At 58.6% G+C, this 18,207-nt stretch carries 16 protein-coding genes; 7 read left to right on the plus strand and 9 right to left on the minus strand.

Going from position 1 to position 18,207, the window contains the following annotated elements; all coding sequences use genetic code 11:
• Positions 1-87: 87 nt before the first annotated feature.
• The 3 genes from ALO43_RS21625 to ALO43_RS21635 all read right to left on the minus strand — a co-directional run bounded on the left by ALO43_RS21625 (position 88) and on the right by ALO43_RS21635 (position 2,229).
• Positions 88-840: a fimbrial biogenesis chaperone gene (locus tag ALO43_RS21625; RefSeq protein WP_024671309.1), complete on the minus strand. Its 753-nt coding sequence runs from the start codon at positions 838-840 to the stop codon at positions 88-90.
• A 62-nt stretch (positions 841-902) separates the two neighbouring features.
• The gene (locus ALO43_RS21630) at positions 903-1,487 is read right to left on the minus strand and encodes a fimbrial protein (protein ID WP_024671310.1); all 585 of its coding nucleotides are present in this window, start codon (positions 1,485-1,487) and stop codon (positions 903-905) included.
• 361 nt (positions 1,488-1,848) lie between these two features.
• Positions 1,849-2,229, minus strand: coding sequence for a hypothetical protein (locus ALO43_RS21635; protein WP_005891439.1), 381 nt, complete (start codon positions 2,227-2,229; stop codon positions 1,849-1,851).
• A gap of 290 nt (positions 2,230-2,519) precedes the next feature.
• Here ALO43_RS21635 and ALO43_RS21640 point away from each other — a divergent pair, with 290 nt between their 5' ends.
• The 5 genes from ALO43_RS21640 (at position 2,520) to ALO43_RS21660 (ending at position 10,514) form a co-directional block, all read left to right on the plus strand.
• Positions 2,520-3,686 (plus strand): efflux RND transporter periplasmic adaptor subunit, encoded by a 1,167-nt coding sequence (locus tag ALO43_RS21640; protein ID WP_054998034.1) that lies wholly within the window; start codon positions 2,520-2,522, stop codon positions 3,684-3,686.
• Positions 3,683-6,790 carry a multidrug efflux RND transporter permease subunit gene (locus ALO43_RS21645; RefSeq protein WP_054998035.1) on the plus strand — a complete coding sequence of 1,036 codons (3,108 nt, stop codon included), beginning with the start codon at positions 3,683-3,685 and terminating at the stop codon, positions 6,788-6,790. Before ALO43_RS21640 ends, ALO43_RS21645 begins: the two co-directional genes overlap by 4 nt.
• A gap of 10 nt (positions 6,791-6,800) precedes the next feature.
• The gene (locus ALO43_RS21650; RefSeq protein WP_024691763.1) at positions 6,801-7,478 is read left to right on the plus strand and encodes a heavy metal response regulator transcription factor; all 678 of its coding nucleotides are present in this window, start codon (positions 6,801-6,803) and stop codon (positions 7,476-7,478) included.
• Complete coding sequence (locus tag ALO43_RS21655; RefSeq protein ID WP_024691764.1) at positions 7,468-8,832, plus strand: heavy metal sensor histidine kinase; 1,365 nt, start codon at positions 7,468-7,470, stop codon at positions 8,830-8,832. The genes ALO43_RS21650 and ALO43_RS21655 overlap by 11 nt, the downstream gene beginning before the upstream one ends.
• 149 nt (positions 8,833-8,981) lie before the next feature.
• Positions 8,982-10,514: a sensor domain-containing diguanylate cyclase gene (locus tag ALO43_RS21660; RefSeq protein ID WP_024691765.1), complete on the plus strand. Its 1,533-nt coding sequence runs from the start codon at positions 8,982-8,984 to the stop codon at positions 10,512-10,514.
• Positions 10,515-10,582: 68 nt separating this feature from the next.
• Here the strand turns inward: ALO43_RS21660 and ALO43_RS21665 are convergent, their stop codons facing one another.
• The gene (locus tag ALO43_RS21665; RefSeq protein ID WP_024671316.1) at positions 10,583-11,053 is read right to left on the minus strand and encodes a PA2169 family four-helix-bundle protein; all 471 of its coding nucleotides are present in this window, start codon (positions 11,051-11,053) and stop codon (positions 10,583-10,585) included.
• Between the two features lie 219 nt (positions 11,054-11,272).
• On the opposite strand from ALO43_RS21665, the gene ALO43_RS21670 reads away from it, so the two are divergent.
• Positions 11,273-11,512, plus strand: a complete 240-nt coding sequence (locus tag ALO43_RS21670; protein WP_007248394.1) for a DUF3820 family protein — start codon at positions 11,273-11,275, stop codon at positions 11,510-11,512.
• A 133-nt stretch (positions 11,513-11,645) separates the two neighbouring features.
• Here ALO43_RS21670 and ALO43_RS21675 read toward each other — a convergent pair whose 3' ends face one another.
• From ALO43_RS21675 to zwf, 3 genes are read right to left on the minus strand one after another with little or no spacing between them, the layout of a single operon-like run.
• Positions 11,646-12,320, minus strand: a complete 675-nt coding sequence (locus ALO43_RS21675; protein WP_005891428.1) for a bifunctional 4-hydroxy-2-oxoglutarate aldolase/2-dehydro-3-deoxy-phosphogluconate aldolase — start codon at positions 12,318-12,320, stop codon at positions 11,646-11,648.
• A gap of 17 nt (positions 12,321-12,337) precedes the next feature.
• Complete coding sequence (gene pgl, locus ALO43_RS21680) at positions 12,338-13,051, minus strand: 6-phosphogluconolactonase (RefSeq protein ID WP_005891427.1); 714 nt, start codon at positions 13,049-13,051, stop codon at positions 12,338-12,340.
• Positions 13,038-14,507, minus strand: coding sequence for a glucose-6-phosphate dehydrogenase (gene zwf, locus ALO43_RS21685; RefSeq protein ID WP_024643926.1), 1,470 nt, complete (start codon positions 14,505-14,507; stop codon positions 13,038-13,040). The genes pgl and zwf overlap by 14 nt, the downstream gene beginning before the upstream one ends.
• Positions 14,508-14,734: 227 nt before the next feature.
• Here zwf and ALO43_RS21690 point away from each other — a divergent pair, with 227 nt between their 5' ends.
• The gene (locus ALO43_RS21690; RefSeq protein WP_174518517.1) at positions 14,735-15,592 is read left to right on the plus strand and encodes a MurR/RpiR family transcriptional regulator; all 858 of its coding nucleotides are present in this window, start codon (positions 14,735-14,737) and stop codon (positions 15,590-15,592) included.
• A 158-nt stretch (positions 15,593-15,750) separates the two neighbouring features.
• Here ALO43_RS21690 and ALO43_RS21695 read toward each other — a convergent pair whose 3' ends face one another.
• Positions 15,751-16,626 carry a D-hexose-6-phosphate mutarotase gene (locus ALO43_RS21695; RefSeq protein ID WP_054998036.1) on the minus strand — a complete coding sequence of 292 codons (876 nt, stop codon included), beginning with the start codon at positions 16,624-16,626 and terminating at the stop codon, positions 15,751-15,753.
• Positions 16,627-16,735: 109 nt separating this feature from the next.
• The gene (locus tag ALO43_RS21700) at positions 16,736-18,097 is read right to left on the minus strand and encodes a carbohydrate porin (RefSeq protein WP_005891420.1); all 1,362 of its coding nucleotides are present in this window, start codon (positions 18,095-18,097) and stop codon (positions 16,736-16,738) included.
• Positions 18,098-18,207 lie beyond the last annotated feature (110 nt).

Genomic DNA, 18,207 nt, shown 5'->3' on the forward strand with positions numbered 1-18,207 from the left:
CCTTTTGCGCAGACGCAGGTCTGCCGGGCCGACATATCGCGTAAGCCCAACGGTTTGAATAATGAAAGCTGCTGACTGCGCGTCAGGTTATCGGGATAACACCTTGTTCGCGTAGCCGGGTTGTTGATTAAACAACGTTGCCTGATAAGGCACTTGTCCACCGTAGTCATTGATACTGACGAACTTCAGTACCCACGGGGCGGTACCGGAATTGTGCAGCAACGGAATAGTCAGGCGTTGAAGCGGCGCCAGCATCTGACTGTCGATAACCGCCAGTTCAGTACCTTGCCGGTGCAGAGAGATACCGAGCATAGACACATGATAAGGCCCCGGGTTTACGACCGACAGGTTGTCAGGATCACTGAGTTGCCACTGCAACTTTTCGGGCGCCTGCTGTGGGTCGCCCACTAACCCGTCGGGTCGGAAAAATACTTTTATTCGCTGGCGTATCGCAATCTGCAACGTGTTCACCGCTGCGGCTTGAGGTATTTCCTGAACATTGAGCCACAGCACCGACTCACGGTCCGTCGGCATATCCGCCCCCGAGTAAATGATGCGCACGAGTTGCCTCCCGCCTCCCGCCATACGTGTCAACGGCGGTGTCACAATAAACGGCACATGCGATGCGCTTTCTTGATGAGCACTTTCCGGCGTCGGCGACTCAAGCCAGGACTGCAAGAGAATTTCGCCGCTGCCGCTGTTATGAACCCCTAGGCTGACTTCCTTCTCATTGCCCTGATAAATGACGCGCGTGGTATTCAACACGATGCCTGCCTGCGCGGAGACAACCGACAACAGCAGCACCGTGAGTATCACGCAGCGCGATAAGTAACCCGACATACTGACGTTCGCCTTGATTCGATAAAGAACAAGGCGGGCAGCGCCCGCCCTGCCCGACACTGTTACTCGTAATCCAGCACGAACGGCATGAAACCGTCAGCGTTACCCGGATTGGTCGGGGTGCCGTTAAGCACGTACACCGCGCCAAAATTGATTTCTGCGGTCGCCCCGCTGGCACTTTCCTTGACCAGCGTGGTGTCGATGGTTTCGCCGCCGCTCAGGTCCATCAGTACGTTGGAAGCATTGAGCAGGCCGATACCCACACCGTCCGCCGCCCCGGTGGTACGCAGAAGTTTGGCGTCGTTATTATCCAGACCGCTGCCATTACGGGCAGTGAGGCGCATTTTCACCATGTTGTACTGGTCGGCGCCCGCGCTGCAGTTGACCAGCAACTGAATAGGCGATGCTGTTTCAAAGCGACTTTCGCTGGAGAGGCCAATGTCCGAGAAAGAGACGTTGCCCAGGTCGACATTTATTTCACCCGCTCCAGAGCCGGCCGTGACGCCCGTGCCCGGTCCCACATCGCAAGAGATATTGGTCAGTGTCCCGCTGAACACCAGTTTACCGTTGTTGGCAGCGTTGGCGGTGCCCGCCATCCCAAGACCCATGACGCCCAGAACTGCCAATGTAAGAGAAAGCTTTTTCATGCTAACGACCTTCCTTGTGTTATGTCGTGTGTGCCCACTATCGGACGCCAATCACTATAAAGATCGCGCTCTTTGATCGCTGTCAGGGTAATAACTTTTACCCCGCAGACAATGCAACATATTGCGCAGGATGGGTCTGTAGGAATAACGACAAGTCGTTCGCAGGCCGCGATAAACAAGGGCATCAAGCAACAGCAGACGGAAAAGGTCAGCCTGCTGTTTGCGGCTGCACTTCATTGACGGTCATGGCAGGAGTGTTATCGGCAAGCGTATATAAGGGACGCTCGAATCAAGCTTTGAACTGTCCCGCGCTGACGCGAGACAGTTAGCAAGAGAAAAACATACAGCGAACACCGACTGCTTATTGGTAGTTCAGGGTAATCACGGCAGCGCGGCCCTGTGACGACGTTCCGTCAGGCTTGAGTGTGTCAGGCAAGACTTGATAATACGCAACGAATGGAACAGCGTAGGCGGTGCATGCATTACCGTCCGTGCTGACGTATACATCAATGCCCGGTGCAACTTCGAGCATACGAGTGCGGGCGGCAGCGGCATGCCCGTCAGGACGTGAAACCTGACAACTGCTGTTGACGATACTGCCGTGCAGGCTAAGCATGCCGTCTTTTGCCGAAGAGACCGACGGCGCAACCATTAACGGCAGCGTTATCACTGCTGCCAGCAGGCCTTTAGGGCGAGTCAACATGTTCAACATTACTTTCCAGCCTGATTTTTCACGTCTCATGGCGTACTCCACTCACAGGATCATCTATCGAGTTAAGTTGGCGGGAGAATCAGCTGTCAGAAGTTTTCCCGATGCAGGTAGGAATTGCCCTAGGACTTTATAAACATCTGGACAAATCGCCCTTCAACAAATATATCGTCTGCTGTCTGCATTTCTTGACCGGGTACCACACCCGTGGAGCGCTTTCTGACAAACCTGACAGCTGAAAGTCATTCTGCTGACCGGGTTTGCAGGCTATAAGTAAGCGATAAAGACATCATTCCCACAGCGACCTTTGGCGTTTTCTTCACATGCGCAGACAGACCCTGACCGTCTCCCTTGTTGTACTGCTGGTAGTGTGCGCCGCCGTGGCCAGCTGGAAGCTGACACGCTCGACCACAATCCCCAGGCATATTGCTGCGGCGGTGCCGGTCAAGGTGATCACCGTAAGTGTCGAAGACGTACCGCGCTTCGTGACGGGTATCGGATCGGTGCTGTCACTGCAGAGTGTCGTGATCCGCCCCCAGGTCGATGGCGTGCTGACTCGCGTGCTGGTCAAAGAGGGTCAACAGGTGAAGGCTGGCGAGCTGCTGGCGACACTGGATGATCGCTCCATTCGCGCCGCGCTGGAGCAATCACGCGCACAACTTGCGCAAAGCAAGGCACAACTGGACGTCGCGCAACTGGACCTCAAGCGCTATCGCCAGCTCACCGAAGACAACGGCATCTCGCGACAGACCTTTGATCAGCAACAGGCTCTGGTCAAGCAACTGGCTGCCACGGCGCAGGGCAATGAGGCCAGCATCAATGCCGCGCAAGTACAGCTTTCCTACACCCAGATTCGCTCACCGGTCGCGGGACGTGTCGGTATTCGCAATGTCGATGAGGGCAATTTCCTGCGTGTCAGCGACGCCAACGGGCTGTTTTCGGTGACGCAGATCGATCCGATTGCGGTGGAGTTCTCCCTGCCCCAGCAGATGTTGCCCACGCTGCAGGGGCTGGTTGCCGAGCACACAGCGGCAGCGGTCAAAGCCTATCAGGGCGACGGTGCAGCCAACGGCCTGCTGTTGGGCGAAGGCACACTTTCGCTGATCGACAACCAAGTGTCGGCAACCACCGGCACGATCCGCGCCAAGGCGCAATTCAAAAATCCCGGCGAGCAGCTCTGGCCCGGGCAGCTGGTCACCGTGAAGATCCAGACCGGCATCGAACTCAACTCTCTCAAGGTGCCGCCACAGGTTGTGCAGCGTGGCATTGACCAGCATTTCGTCTACCGGGTCATTGCCGACAACAAGGTGGAGGTCGTGCCGGTCAAAGTGCTTTATCAGGACAGTGAGCAGACATTGATCAGCGGACCTCAGGCGGGCGACGTTCTGGTCAGCGACGGGCAGTCGCGGCTGAGGCCTGGCGCGACTGTCGAAGTGGTCGGCGCCCCGACAGCGGAAGTGGCAAGCGCGCAAGCGGACCGAGCACCATGACGGGCCGCGGCTCGGTCTCGGCCTGGTGTATCGACCACCCGGTCGCCACGCTGTTATTGACCTTTGCAATCGTGCTGCTGGGCGTCATTGCCTTTCCGCGCTTGCCGATTGCGCCATTGCCGGAAGCGGAATTCCCGACCATTCAGATTACCGCGCAGCTCCCCGGTGCCAGCCCGGAGACCATGGCCTCCTCGGTAGCTACACCGCTTGAAGTGCAGTTCAGCGCGATACCCGGTATGACCCAAATGACTTCTAGCAGCGCACTGGGCTCCACCAACCTGACCCTGCAATTCACGCTGAACAAGAGCATCGATACAGCTGCTCAGGAAGTCCAGGCCGCGATCAATACCGCTGCGGGCCGCCTGCCAGCCGACATGCCCAGCCTGCCAACCTGGCGCAAGGTCAACCCGGCTGACAGTCCGGTACTGATTCTGAGTGTGAGCTCCAGCCTGATGCCGGGGACCGACCTGAGCGATGTCACCGAGACCATCCTGGCGCGTCAGCTCAGTCAGATCGAGGGCGTCGGTCAGGTCTACATCACCGGTCAGCAACGTCCCGCAATCCGGGTGCAGGCCGCACCGGAAAAACTCGCTGCGCTGGGCCTGACCCTGGCAGACATCCGCCTTGCCGTGCAGCAGACCAGCTTGAACCTGGCCAAAGGCGCCCTGTATGGCAAGGACAGTATTTCGACCCTGTCTTCCAACGACCAACTGTTCAAACCGCAGGACTACGCGCAGCTGATCGTCTCGTACAAGAACGGTGCTCCGGTGCAGTTGAAGGACGTGGCGCGGGTTGTGGCAGGCTCTGAAAATGCTTACGTCAAGGCGTGGTCTGGCGATCAGCAAGGCGTCAATATCGCCATATTTCGTCAACCCGGCGCCAATATCGTCGAAACCGTCGACCGCATCCAGCGCGAACTGCCGCGCTTGCAGGAAATGCTGCCTGCAGCGGTGGACGTTTCGGTGCTCAACGACCGTACCCGGACTATCCGGGCGTCGCTGCACGAAGTGGAACTGACCCTGCTGATTGCAGTGTTGCTGGTGGTCGCCGTCATGGCGTTGTTTCTGCGCCAGCTGTCGGCCACGCTGATCGTCAGCGCGGTACTCGGCGTCTCGCTGATCGCCAGCTTCGCGATGATGTACCTGTTCGGCTTCAGCCTTAACAACCTGACGCTGGTGGCCATCGTGGTCGCAGTCGGTTTCGTGGTGGATGACGCCATCGTTGTGGTGGAAAACATCCATCGTCATCTCGAAGCCGGGCAAGGCATGCGCGAGGCGGCCATCAAAGGCTCCGGGGAAATCGGCTTTACCGTGGTGTCGATCAGTTTCTCGCTGGTGGCCGCGTTCATTCCGTTGCTGTTCATGGGGGGCGTGGTCGGACGGCTGTTCAAGGAATTCGCGCTGACCGCCACAGCGACCATTCTGATCTCGGTCGTTGTCTCTCTGACCCTAGCCCCGACGCTCGCAGCGTTGTTCATGCGCGCACCCACGCACCACCCGCACCAGAAGCCGGGGTTCGGCGAACGCTTGCTCGCGGCCTACGAACGGGGCCTGCGCAAGGCGCTGGCGCACCAGCGGTTGATGCTTGGCGTATTCGGCCTGACCCTCGCGCTGGCAGTGGTGGGCTACGTTCTTATTCCCAAAGGGTTCTTCCCGGTCCAGGACACCGCTTTTGCGCTGGGTACCAGTGAGGCCGCTGCGGATATTTCCTACCCGGACATGGTGGAAAAGCATCTGCAACTGGCAAAGATCGTCGGTGCAGACCCTGCGGTGTTGGCGTTCTCTCATTCGGTGGGTGTATCTGGCAGCAACCAGACCATCGCCAATGGCCGCTTCTGGATTTCGCTCAAACCGCGGTCCGAGCGCGATGTCTCGGTCAGTGAATTCATTGACCGCCTGCGTCCCAAGCTGGCGAAAGTCCCCGGCATCGTTCTGTACCTGCGCGCCGGGCAGGACATCAACCTCAGTTCCGGCCCTAGCCGCAGCCAATATCAGTACGTGCTCAAAAGCAATGACGGCGCCCTGCTGACCACCTGGACCGAACGCCTGACCGAGAAACTGCGCAGCAACCCGGCATTTCGCGACATGTCCAACGACTTGCAACTGGGCGGCAGCGTGACCCACATCGATATCGATCGCAGCGCTGCCGCACGTTTCGGCCTGACCACTGCCGATGTCGATCAGGCTCTTTACGACGCATTCGGACAGCGGCAGATCAGCGAATACCAGACCGAGGTCAACCAGTACAAGGTCATCCTGGAACTCGACGCCCAGCAGCGTGGCAAGGCCGAAAGCCTGGCCTACTTTTACCTGCGCTCGCCGCTGACCAACGAAATGGTGCCCCTGTCGGCACTGGCCAAGGTCAGTGCTCCGCGCATGGGGCCATTGTCGATCAGTCACGACGGGATGTTCCCTGCCGCAAACCTGTCGTTCAACCTGGCATCGGGCGTCGCGCTGGGCGACGCAGTGCGCATGCTCGATCAAGCCAAGAACGAGATCGGCATGCCGGCCTCGATCATCGGCAGCTTCCAGGGCGCGGCGCAGGCTTTTCAGAGCTCTCTGGGCAATCAGCCGTGGCTGATCCTCGCCGCACTGGTGGCGGTGTATATCATTCTTGGCGTGCTTTACGAGAGTTTCGTCCACCCGCTGACGATCATTTCCACCCTGCCCTCGGCGGGTATCGGCGCACTGTTACTGTTGTGGCTGATGGGTCAGGACTTCTCGATCATGGCACTGATCGGCGTGGTGCTGTTGATCGGCATCGTCAAGAAGAACGGCATTCTGCTGGTGGATTTCGCGTTGCAGGCGCAACGCGAGCAAGGCCTCTCGCCGCAGGACGCCATTTACGAAGCCTGCATCACGCGTTTCCGACCGATTATCATGACCACCCTCGCGGCCCTGCTCGGCGCGTTGCCGCTGATGCTGGGTTTCGGGGTCGGGGCCGAGTTGCGCCAGCCCTTGGGGATTGCCGTAGTGGGCGGTCTGCTGGTAAGCCAGATGCTGACGCTGTTCACCACGCCGGTCATCTACCTGCAGCTGGAGCGGCTGTTCCATCGACGCCAACCTGCGCCCGCCGCCGTACCGGCACCGGCCCTGCACAAGTGAGAGTCGCCCGATGCGCGTGCTGATTATCGAAGACGAAGAGAAAACCGCAGACTACCTGCGCCGCGGCCTGACCGAACAGGGCTACACCGTTGATGTGGCGCGCGACGGTATCGAAGGCCTGCACCTGGCGCTGGAGAATGACCACGCCATCATCATTCTCGACGTGATGCTGCCAGGCCTCGATGGTTTCGGCGTACTGCGTGCATTACGCGCGCGCAAGCAGACGCCTGTCATCATGCTGACCGCTCGCGAGCAGGTCGATGACCGCATTCGCGGCCTGCGCGAAGGTGCTGATGACTATCTTGGCAAGCCGTTTTCGTTTCTGGAGCTGGTCGCCCGCCTGCAAGCACTGACCCGCCGCAGCGGTGGCCACGAGCCGGTGCAGATCACCATCGCCGACTTGTGGATAGACCTGATCAGCCGCAAGGCGACACGCGCGGGGATGCGCCTGGACCTGACCGCCAAGGAGTTCTCGCTGCTGAGTGTTCTGGCCAGACGTCAGGGCGACATCCTCTCCAAGACGTCTATCGCCGAGATGGTTTGGGACATCAATTTCGACAGCGACACCAATGTGGTCGAAGTCGCCATCAAGCGCCTGCGTGCCAAGCTCGACGGCCCGCACGAACACAAGCTGCTGCACACCATTCGCGGCATGGGCTACGTGTTGGAGAACCGCAGTGCGGGCTGACTCGATCGCCCTGCGCCTCAGCGGATTGTTCGCGCTGGTCGCTCTGTCGGTATTCATGCTGATTGGCTGGGCCTTGTACCTGCAGGTCGACAAGAGCCTGGATCTGCTGCCTCGCGCCGAGGTCGATGCACGCTACAGCGTGCTGGAATCAGCGGTGGGGCGTTACGGCAATCCCGAGCATTGGGGCAAGATCAAGGCAAAACTGAAGTTGCTCAGTGAGGAAGACAAGCGCCTGCGTTTCTGGGTGGTCAGCGACGATCCGGTTTATGAGTTCGGCAATCCTGGTGCTGATATTCGTCGATTCGCGCAGGGGCCGCCGGGCATGCACGACCTGAAACTGGCAGACCACCCTTTTGCCTTCAAAGTGCTGGTCAGCGAGTTCCCGCCCAAGGAGCAACGCCCGGCACTGCGCTTTCTGACGGCTATCGATACCGAGACGTTCTGGCACACCCAGCACTCACTGCTGGTCGCGCTGATCAGCCTGGCCACCCTTGGCGTTCTGCTGGCTTCGGCACTCGGTTACTGGGTCGCACGCATCGGCCTGCGCCCGTTGACCACGCTTTCGGAGGAAGTCCAGAAGCTGGCGCCGCCGCGTCTTTCCGGGCGTCTGCAGCTTTCGCCATTGCCTCCCGAGCTTGAACAGTTCGTCGCCTCTTTCAACTCGACGCTGGAGCGCGTCGAACAAGCCTACTCGCGGCTGGAGTCATTCAACGCCGACGTGGCGCACGAGCTTCGTTCGCCTTTGACCAATCTGATCGGCCAGACCCAGGTGGCGCTGACCCGCGGCCGTTCTGCGGAGCATTATTTCGAGGTGCTTCAATCCAATCTCGAAGAGCTAGAGCGGCTGCGCTCGATCATTAATGACATGCTGTTCCTGGCCAGCGCCGATCAGGGCACCAGAGTCGAGGCGCTGACCTGCGCGTCGCTGGCTGAAGAGGTGGCCACAACCCTTGATTATCTGGATTTCATTCTGGAAGACGCGCAGGTTCGGGTGGATGTTCAGGGCGATGCCAGCGCACCGATCGAGAAAGCTCATCTGCGCCGCGCCTTGATCAATCTGCTGCACAACGCTGTGCAGCACACCGCCGCCGGGCAAGTCATTGAAGTCACTATCGAATCGCATGCCGGGTACGTCAGTATCGCCGTCAGCAACCCGGGCCTGCAGATTGCCGAAGAACATCTGCCCAGGCTGTTCGAACGCTTCTACCGGGTAGACGCCTCGCGCAGCAACAGTGGCGCCAATCATGGTCTGGGACTGGCCATCGTCAAGGCGATTGCATTGATGCACGGCGGCACAGTCTTCGTGAGCAGCCATCAGGGCACCAATACATTCGGCCTTCAACTTCCTCGCTGACGCCCCGCTGTACGCCGCCTGAATATATTCGTGTTGCCGTCTTATAAGAATGCAGGCGGCATGTTATATAGCCTGCTCTATAATCAGCCGAAACAATTTTCTCCGACTCTGTCACTTCCCAGCACCTTTTCCTGCAGGTAAAGCAACCGATGATGTTGTCTGCGTCCTCTCGGCCGGACCGGCCCAACTGGCCTCGCCCTGAGCTCATGTTGATCCTCGGCAGCTTGCTGGCGATGCTTGCCATCCTCGCCATTGTTGCGTCGCTGTTGCTCCGGGAGCGTGAAGACGCCGCGCAGACTGCGGCGCGTGCGGCGGCCAACATCGTGCAACTGATTGACGCAGACGTCATGCACAACGCAGAACTTTACGACTCTTCCCTGCAAGGCATGATCAGCAGCTGGCAGCGCCCGGACATAAAGAATCTGTCGCCAGAGCTTCGCCAGCTTGTACTGTTTGATCGCTCCACGGCCGCCTCCTACAAGGGCGACCTGGTCCTGCTCGACAACAAGGGCAACCTGTTGGCGGACTCGCTATCGGTCACGCCGCGTGACGATAACTTCTCTGACCGTGCGTATTTCAAAGATCATGCTGCGGACCCGTCGCCGGACCTTCACGTCAGCACGCCTTATAAAACCCGCTGGGGCTACAAGGACTGGTGCATCAGCTTCAGCCGACGCATTTCAGGCCCGCACGGCGAGTTCCAGGGAATCGCCAGCGCGGCCATGCGCCTGATATATTTCAAACACTTGTTCATGAGCCAGAACCTGGGCGCAGGCAGCAGCATCAATCTGATCAATGCCAACGGCATTCTGATCGTGCGCTACCCCGACCTTGAGGGTCAGGACCTGATCGGCAAGGACTACAGCCATACGGCCAACTTCCAGCGCATTCTCAAGGAAGGCGATGGCAGTTTCACTGGCATATCGTCTCAACTGAATGCGCCTCGCCTGTACACGTTCTCGCGAGTGGGCACTCTTCCACTGGTCGTAGTGATTGGCCAGTCCGAAGAAGCGGTCTATGCCGTCTGGACACGCAACGCATGGCTGGTCGCAACGGCAACCGGCGTGTTGTGCATAGGGATTCTATGGCTGACCTGGCTGCTGTCTCGCGAACTGCGACGCCGACGTCGTGCCGAAGATGCGCTGGCAGATCTGGCCGCAACTGACGGTCTGACCGGGCTGGACAATCGCCGCCAGCTTGACGAAGCCATGGAAACCGAATGGGCGCGTGCGCAACGTTCGGGCAAGCGCCTTTCGCTGTTGATGATCGACGTCGACCATTTCAAGGCATTCAACGAGCGCCATGGTCATCAAGGTGGCGACGAGGCCTTAAGGCTGATTGCGCAGACGATTGCTCTTAATATCCGTAGGCCAGGTGACCGTCTGGCGCGGTATGGCGGCGAGGAGTTTGTGGTGGTGCTGCCGGAAACCGATGTCACCGGGGCCATGATCATCGCGCAAAACATCCGCCGCTCGGTTGAATCACTGCCGCTGTTCAAGAATGCGGAGCACTCGTTAACGGTGAGCATCGGCGTTGCTTCGGGGGTCGTTCGCCAAGGCGACAAGCTGGAGACGTTTTTCGGCATTGCCGACAAGGCGCTTTACCGGGCCAAGAACAATGGTCGTAACCGGGTAGAACAGTGGGCAGCCGCTTCCGATTCGGAGACCCCGAACAAAGCCTGACAAGTTTTGTGCAGGCATAAAAAAACGCCAGACTGGCTGGCGTTTTTCGTCACCGCAAGGGCATCGAATTACGATGCGGCGCGGGCTGCGTCACGCAGAGCTTTGACTTCGTCGTGGTTCTTCAGAACGCCTTCATGCTGCTTCTTGATCACAGCGATAACGTCTGGGGAAACGCCTTTCTCATTCGCCTTCTCGATAGCCTTGCTATAGGCTTTCTTGGCGACGTCTTCGCCGCGCTCTACTTCTTCCAGTACAGCTTTGTCATCGTTGCTGGTGAAAGCAGTTTTCAGCTTTACCCATGCCTGATGCACGTCAGCCGATACGCTGGTGGAGTCTTCCGGCTTGCCACCCAACTGGTTTACATGCCGCTGCAGTTCGCCAACAGCAGTGGCAACCTCACCGGCACGACGAGCCAGAAACTCCTTCACCTTTGGGTTCTTGGCGTTGTGGGCTGCGGTTTCGAAGCCTTCCTTGCCGTCGATGCTGGTTTCGATCAGGTCATTCAGGATAGAGATCGTTTCTTTGTTGATATCAGTCATTTGATAATTTCCTAATGGCAGGTTGATACGAAAATTGCTTCTGCCTAGAAGATTGCAGTCGTCATGCCAATTTTTTAAAAATTATTTTCATTTAAAATTCAGTAACTTACGAAATTTTCACATCTCCTTTATCGTGATATCTGCATGAACTGTCATTTGGCCTGCATGCAGAATGCACGTATCGTTCACGTCAAGATGAATGAACAGAGCCAACCCCACATGAATCCCGAAAAACTCAAATTGCTGGTCACTCAGGAAATGCCGTTCGGCAAATACAAGGGACGACTCATCGCCGACCTGCCTGGGCATTATTTGAACTGGTTCGCGCGGGAAGGCTTTCCCAAAGGAGAATTGGGCGGTCTGCTGGCGCTGATGCAGGAAATCGATCACAACGGCCTGAGCGCGCTGTTGGACCCGTTACGCACGCGTCCGCGGCAGTCGTTCAAGGACAGGGGATAGAGAAGAGAACGGTCTAGCCGGAAAAAATCGGTGCTCCGGACCAGGGAGCACCGCAAAGCCATACAACCAACAACAACTTCTTTGTCAGGGCCAGCAGCGTGGCTGGCCCCCGAAAAGCTTTCGATCAGAAAAATCAGTCAAACAACGCCAGTGCCTGAGCGGTGGCTTCCTGAATGCGACCCCAGTCGCCGTTCTTGACCCAGGCGTTGTCGATCATCCAGGTCCCGCCCACGCACATGACGTTAGGCAAGGCCATGTAGCTCTTGAGGTTCTGCTCGTTGACGCCGCCGGTCGGGCAGAAGCGCACCTCATTGAATGGCGCGCCGAGCGCCTTGATAGCCGCCACACCGCCGCTGATCTCGGCCGGAAACAGCTTGAAGCGACGATAGCCCATGGCGTAGCCAATCATGATCTCCGACGCACTGCTGATGCCTGGCAGCAAGGGCAGCGGGCTGTCGAGCGCCGCCTGCAGAAGCTCCTGGGTGCTGCCGGGGGTCACGATGAACTGCGAACCCGCCGCCTCGGCGTCAGCCAGCATCTTGCAGTCCAGAATGGTCCCTGCCCCCACGCACAGTTCAGGACGCTGTTCACGCAAAATGCGAATGGCGCTCAGACCGAACGCCGAGCGCAGGGTAATTTCCAGAGCAGTCATGCCGCCAGCGGCCAGGGCGTCGGCCAAAGGCAATACATCCTGATCACGTGCAATAGTGATGACCGGCAGAATCTTCGCCTTGGCGCAAAGTTCGTCGATCACGGCAATCTTGTTCGCCATGCTGGTGAGCGGCTGATTATTTTCGTTCTGTGTCATGGCGACGGTTCCTTTGCTTATGGGCACCAGTAAATCTCGAGAGACGGGTTAAGGAAGGCGCGCACCGGCATTTCGGCGAGGTTATCACCTGCCAGCGCCGCACGCAGGGTGTCTAGTTTGGCCTGACCGGACACCGACAGGATCGGCGAACGTGCAGACGCCAACAGACGACGCGTCAGGGTCAGACGCTGATGCGGCACGCTTGGTGCGAGCATCGGCAGGCAGCGGCGCTCGCCATTGAGGTCCAGCGCTTCTGCCAGATTCGGGCTGGCGGGGAACAGCGACGCGGTGTGCCCGTCGTCGCCCATGCCCAGAATCAAGACATCGATAGGCGGCAGCTCGGCCAATGCCTGATCAGCAACTTGTGCCGCGTCTTCGACGCTGGCTGCCACGTTGTACAGGCCAAGAAACTTCGCTTTCGACGCAGGGCCTTGAAGCAAGTGACGATGTAGCAGGCCGGCATTGCTGTCGGCATGTTCGGTTGGCACGAAACGCTCGTCGGCAAGGCTGACGACCACCTTCGACCACTCAAGTGGCTTCACAGCCAGGCTTTGGAAGAACGCCACCGGGCTGCGTCCACCCGACACCACCAGAGTGGCCTGACCGTTTTCGCTGATCGCCTGCTCAAGGCGCCCGGCCACATCGCTTGCCAGCGCATCGGCCAGTTGCTGCGGGGTGTCGAAGTCACGTGCCACCAGCCCTGCTGGCAGCTCAAGGTCACATATCGCCATACCAGGATCTCCCGTCGCGAGTAATCAAGGCAATGGAGCTCATCGGCCCCCAGGTTCCAGCCGGGTAAGGCTTGGGCGCATCGCCCGCCTTCTTCCAGCCGGCGATCAACTGATCGCACCATTGCCAGGCGTACTCGATTTCATCTTTGCGGACAAACAGGTTCTGATTGCCACGCATGACTTCCAGCAACAACCGCTCATAAGCGTCGGGGACACGAGCGCTGCGGTAGGTGTCGGAAAAATTCAGTTGCAAAGGGCCGCTGCGCAACTGCATGCCTTTGTCCAGCCCCTGATCCTTGGTCATCACCTGCAGAGAAATGCCTTCATCAGGTTGCAGGCGGATGATCAAGCGATTGCTGATCTGCAAACGCTGCTCAGGGGCAAAGATGTAGTGCGGCGGCTCTTTGAAGTGGATCACGATCTGCGACAGCTTTTGCGGCATGCGCTTGCCGGTACGCAGATAGAACGGTGTGCCCGACCAGCGCCAGTTGCGGATGTCGGCACGCAATGCCACGAAGGTTTCGGTATCGCTCTGGGTGTTGGAGTTTTCTTCCTCCAGATAACCTGGCACGGCCTTGCCTTCGCTGTAACCGGAGGTGTACTGGCCTCGCACCACCTGGGTCGCCAGGCGCTCAGGGGTAAACGGTGCCAGGGCCTTGAGCACCTTGACCTTCTCGTCGCGGATACTGTCAGCCGACAGGTCGCTGGGCGGGTCCATGGCGATCAGGCAAAGCAGTTGCAGCAGGTGGTTCTGAATCATGTCGCGCAGCTGACCGGCCTGATCGAAGTAACCCCAGCGGCCTTCGATACCGACTTTCTCGGCGACGGTGATTTCCACATGGGAAATATGGTTCTGGTTCCACTGGGTCTCGAACAGGCTGTTGGCAAAACGCAGGGCAATGAGGTTCTGTACCGTGTCCTTGCCCAGATAGTGGTCGATGCGATAGACCCGGTTTTCCGGGAAGAACTGCGCAACCGCATCGTTGACCCGGCGTGAAGAAGCCAGGTCATGACCGATGGGCTTTTCCAGCACCGCACGCGTACGTTCGGCCAGGTTGACCGACGCGAGGTTCTCGCAAATCGCGCCGTACACCGAGGCCGGCGTGGCGAAATAGGCGATCAGGGTCTCGGCATCACCAACGCGCTCGGCCAGAGCGACATAGTCCTCGGCCTTGAGGAAGTCGACGTGCAGGTAGCTGAGGCGCGCCAGAAAGCGCTGAGCGTTCTCGGCTTCGAGCTCCGCCTCGGGAATGAAGCGGCGCATGGATTTTTCGATGTAGGCCAGATGCGACTGCTCGTCGCCCGGCTCACGCGCCAGGGCAAGAATTCGTGTGTCTTCATGCAGCAGTCCAGCGCGATCAAGCTGATAAAGAGCCGGGAACAGCTTGCGTACCGCGAGGTCCCCCAGGGCACCAAACAGGGCAAATGTACACGGTTCAACCGTAATCAAGGGCATAATGTTGGTTCTTTTATCAAGTTAGGCTACAAATACCTTTTTTAAAGGCGTTACTCAAGGCCATATGTAGTAATAACCACAACATTCTGCCTAAAAGCATATTCCAGTGGTGATCAACACAGGCCCTCAGTACGATAGGCCACCTTTGCTACAGGCTAAAGGGCTAATAAAAGCTCAGGCCAAAACCGTTGGTGAATCAGCCCCGACAAGGACTTTGAATGGACCGCATTAGAAACCTTCTGGAGCAGATCCAGAGCCGACTCGACGAGCTGAACAAGGCCGAACGCAAAGTGGCCGAGGTGATTCTGCTCAACCCGCAGATGGCCACGCGGCTGAGTATTGCAGCGCTTGCTCAGGCGGCGAAAGTCAGCGAACCCACGGTCAATCGTTTCTGCCGTTCGTTCAGTGTCAGTGGCTACCCGGAACTGAAGCTGCAATTGGCGCAAAGCCTGGCCAGTGGCGCAGCGTATGTGAGCCGTGCAGTAGAAGCCGACGACAATCCCGAGGCCTACACCCAGAAGATTTTCGGCAGCGCCATTGCATCGCTGGACAGCGCTTGCCAGCAGCTGGACCCGGCGCTGATCAGCAAGTCGGTGGACATGCTGATCCAGGCGCGGCAAATCCACTTCTTCGGGCTGGGCGCTTCGGCTCCGGTGGCGCTCGATGCGCAGCATAAATTCTTCCGTTTCAATCTGGCGGTCACGGCGCACGCCGATGTACTGATGCAACGGATGATTGCGTCGGTGGCACACACCGGTGAGTTGTTCGTGATCATTTCCTACACTGGCCGCACTCGCGAACTGGTGGAAGTGGCGCGTATCGCACGAGCCAACGGCGCGTCGGTACTAGGCCTGACTGCTGCAGGTTCGCCGCTGGCCCAGGCCAGCACCGTGAGCCTGAACATCCCGCTGCCCGAAGACACCGACATCTACATGCCGATGACCTCGCGGATCATTCAGCTGACCGTCCTCGACGTACTGGCCACCGGCATGACCCTGCGCCGCGGCGTCGACTTCCAGCCGCACCTGCGCAAGATCAAGGAAAGCCTGAACGACAGCCGCTATCCGCTAGAGGAACAGGGCTGAGACCGGCTCAAGACCGGACGCAGAGCATCAGCCACAAAACTATCGTTCCAACGCTTCGCGCGGGAATGCAGTTCGGGACGCTCTGCGTCACACGGAGGCTCTGAGGCATCAGATGGATCGGGGTTCGACTCAGGTTACATTTGCGCCCCCTCGTGGCCCTAACCCGCAAGGCTGGCCTGCAACTTGAGCTGCACTTGCTCGCCCGGTTGCAGGCTGAAGGCATCGCCGGAGCCTGAGGCGGCTTCGACGCGTACGAAGCCTGTGGTTTCACTTCCGCACACACCCAGCAGCGGTCTGCTGCCGGGGTGCCAGACCACGGTATTGGCGCTGTCGCCGGTGTCGATGTTCAGCCGGCGTTGCCAGGTCGGGTCCTGGAGCTGCAAGGCCCCGGCATGCTCGAAGACCCGCTGGCAGCCACCTGACACGCGCAGTTCGCCTTGCTGCTGACACGTCTGACGGCTGAGCTCGTCATACCCCTGAGCCCCATCGAGCCCGTCCAGCGCCACCTCGGCAACATCGCTGATCCGCCAGTAGGCATGCAATGCATGGCTGAAATGGCAAGGCTCACTGTCCTCGTGACAGGTGCTAAGGCGCAGTTCCATGCCCTGCCCCAGCTCGGCATGCAGATCTGCCTGCCAATCCCACAGCTGCAAACGCCAGTGCAGGCTCACGCCCTCCTCGCTTTCGCGACTGTCGATCAGCTTCCAGTCGAGCAGGCGCCCCCAGCCATGCGCAGGCCAGCCGCTCTCGCCGGGATGCCGGCCATACCACGGCCAACAGACTGGTACGCCGCCGCGAATGGCACCCACCTGTGGCCATTGCGCAGCGCACCACAACCAGGGCTTCTGGTCACGCGGCTGGAAATGCAGCAATTGCGCGCCTTGCCGACTGAAGACTGCCTGACACTGCGGATGGTCAATCACCAGAACGTCGCGCAGCTGACAACGCTCCCACTCGAAAATAGGTCTGGCACGTCGGGATCGGAAGAAACGTTGCAATGGATGTTCAGGCAGTTGCGCGTCGTGAGTGGTCATCGCCAATCGCGTCCCTGAAAAATAAAAGGATCAACCCATAAAAAAACGGGCAGCCAGGCTGCCCGTAAAGCACACACGACCTTTGATCGCGTTACGCGTCAATCAATATTCAGAACTTCGATTGAATCTTGATGCCCGCCACGAGAGCGTCATCAACCTGATCCACACCGCCTGGATGCTTGACGTACTGCAGGTTAGGACGCACGGTCAACCAATTGGTAACGTGGAAGCCGTAGTAGATTTCCGAGTTGTACTCGGTGCTCTGGACCGGCAGGAAGCCTGGGTTGTCGAAATCATTGATACCGCTGATCTGGTTGGCCAGACGTACGCGATCCTGCACATCGTCATTGACGTGGATACGGGCGATACCGATACCGATGTCATCTTTCGGACGTGAGTTGAACGGACCTTTGTAGGTAAAGCCGATCTGCTGATAGTTGTCGACGAAGTTGGTGGCCTTGTCATGCACGGTGGCGTTGGCAAAGATACTCAGGCCGCGCGATGCGTCGCCTTCGTGAGTGGTCAGTTGTTGCTGAGCCACGACCCACCAGCCATGCTTGCTGTCATGCGATTTGAACGCAGCGCCAGTGGCCGCTTGCGGCTGACCGTTTACGTCTTTGTAGACGTCATCGGCATTAGGCGTGCTCTTGTAGTAACCAACACGGTACTCACCTGGCAACGAGTTGATAGTGGGCGTCCATACCAGTTCGACCGGCAGGATCATGCCTTTGGTGCCGCTACCGCTGAGTTTGAAGCCGTTACCGGTTTCCAGATTGGAAGGGTTCTGCTCGTACACACCTACTTGTGCATACACTTCCGGGGTGATGTTGTATTTGATACGCAGAGCGTTCTGGCTGACTGGCCAGTTGTACCAGGTGTTTACGTAGTTACCGACCTGCGAACCACAGAACGACAGGTTCTGGAAGTCGCACGGGAAGCTGTTGAAGTCTTCGCCCGGCCCGAAACGACCGACCTTGACGTCCAGCGCGCCGTCGAAATACTTCTGTTTGACCCACATTTGGGTCAGACGCCAGGTCTGGCCGCGGCCCCATACTTCCTGAGAGGAACTGAGCGTGCCGGCACGAGGATCGCCGATCCGGTCATTGGAGATGTTGCGCCCGCTACGTTCGGTGATCGCCAGCTTGAACTCCGCATCATGCCAGCCGAGAACCTTCTGCAGATCGACTTTCATGCCCAGCGCGAACTGATCGCTGTAACGGCCGGTGGTGTCGTCGTTGGAACCACCTTTGAGGTTGCTGGCCATCTCGGAAACGTATTCCAGCGAGAAGTCATAACCCTTGTCCAGCAACTCGGTGCGCTTGCCGCCCCAGTCGCCGGACATCCACGGTGAGTCAGCGGCAAACGGCTCTGCAGCGTGAACACTGCTGGCCAGCCCCATCGCACCCAACGCCGACAGCTTGCATGCCAGCTGGAGCCGGGAAAGCGATTTACCTTTGGTGATCTTCTTCATCCCATCAATCCTCGTTTTATTGTTATTAGCTTCGGTAAACGTCTTGCTTCATTCACTGCTTGTGTCCAATGACAGGCCGTTTACCTGTGCGGTAAATGGCCGGCCAGCGG

The organism is Pseudomonas tremae (genome assembly GCF_001401155.1).
Classification (GTDB): Bacteria; Pseudomonadota; Gammaproteobacteria; order Pseudomonadales; family Pseudomonadaceae; genus Aquipseudomonas; species Aquipseudomonas tremae.

What these genes read in the sequence shown, in the direction of transcription:
- ALO43_RS21665 (WP_024671316.1), bottom strand. Translation starts at nt 11,053, where the DNA reads ATGACTGATATCAACAAAGAAACGATCTCTATCCTGAATGACCTGATC.
- ALO43_RS21630 (WP_024671310.1), bottom strand. Translation starts at nt 1,487, where the DNA reads ATGAAAAAGCTTTCTCTTACATTGGCAGTTCTGGGCGTCATGGGTCTT.
- ALO43_RS21660 (WP_024691765.1), top strand. Translation starts at nt 8,982, where the DNA reads ATGATGTTGTCTGCGTCCTCTCGGCCGGACCGGCCCAACTGGCCTCGC.
- ALO43_RS21670 (WP_007248394.1), top strand. Translation starts at nt 11,273, where the DNA reads ATGAATCCCGAAAAACTCAAATTGCTGGTCACTCAGGAAATGCCGTTC.
- pgl (WP_005891427.1), bottom strand. Translation starts at nt 13,051, where the DNA reads ATGGCGATATGTGACCTTGAGCTGCCAGCAGGGCTGGTGGCACGTGAC.
- ALO43_RS21700 (WP_005891420.1), bottom strand. Translation starts at nt 18,097, where the DNA reads ATGAAGAAGATCACCAAAGGTAAATCGCTTTCCCGGCTCCAGCTGGCA.
- ALO43_RS21640 (WP_054998034.1), top strand. Translation starts at nt 2,520, where the DNA reads ATGCGCAGACAGACCCTGACCGTCTCCCTTGTTGTACTGCTGGTAGTG.
- zwf (WP_024643926.1), bottom strand. Translation starts at nt 14,507, where the DNA reads ATGCCCTTGATTACGGTTGAACCGTGTACATTTGCCCTGTTTGGTGCC.
- ALO43_RS21645 (WP_054998035.1), top strand. Translation starts at nt 3,683, where the DNA reads ATGACGGGCCGCGGCTCGGTCTCGGCCTGGTGTATCGACCACCCGGTC.
- ALO43_RS21650 (WP_024691763.1), top strand. Translation starts at nt 6,801, where the DNA reads ATGCGCGTGCTGATTATCGAAGACGAAGAGAAAACCGCAGACTACCTG.
- ALO43_RS21675 (WP_005891428.1), bottom strand. Translation starts at nt 12,320, where the DNA reads ATGACACAGAACGAAAATAATCAGCCGCTCACCAGCATGGCGAACAAG.
- ALO43_RS21635 (WP_005891439.1), bottom strand. Translation starts at nt 2,229, where the DNA reads ATGAGACGTGAAAAATCAGGCTGGAAAGTAATGTTGAACATGTTGACT.
- ALO43_RS21625 (WP_024671309.1), bottom strand. Translation starts at nt 840, where the DNA reads ATGTCGGGTTACTTATCGCGCTGCGTGATACTCACGGTGCTGCTGTTG.
- ALO43_RS21695 (WP_054998036.1), bottom strand. Translation starts at nt 16,626, where the DNA reads ATGACCACTCACGACGCGCAACTGCCTGAACATCCATTGCAACGTTTC.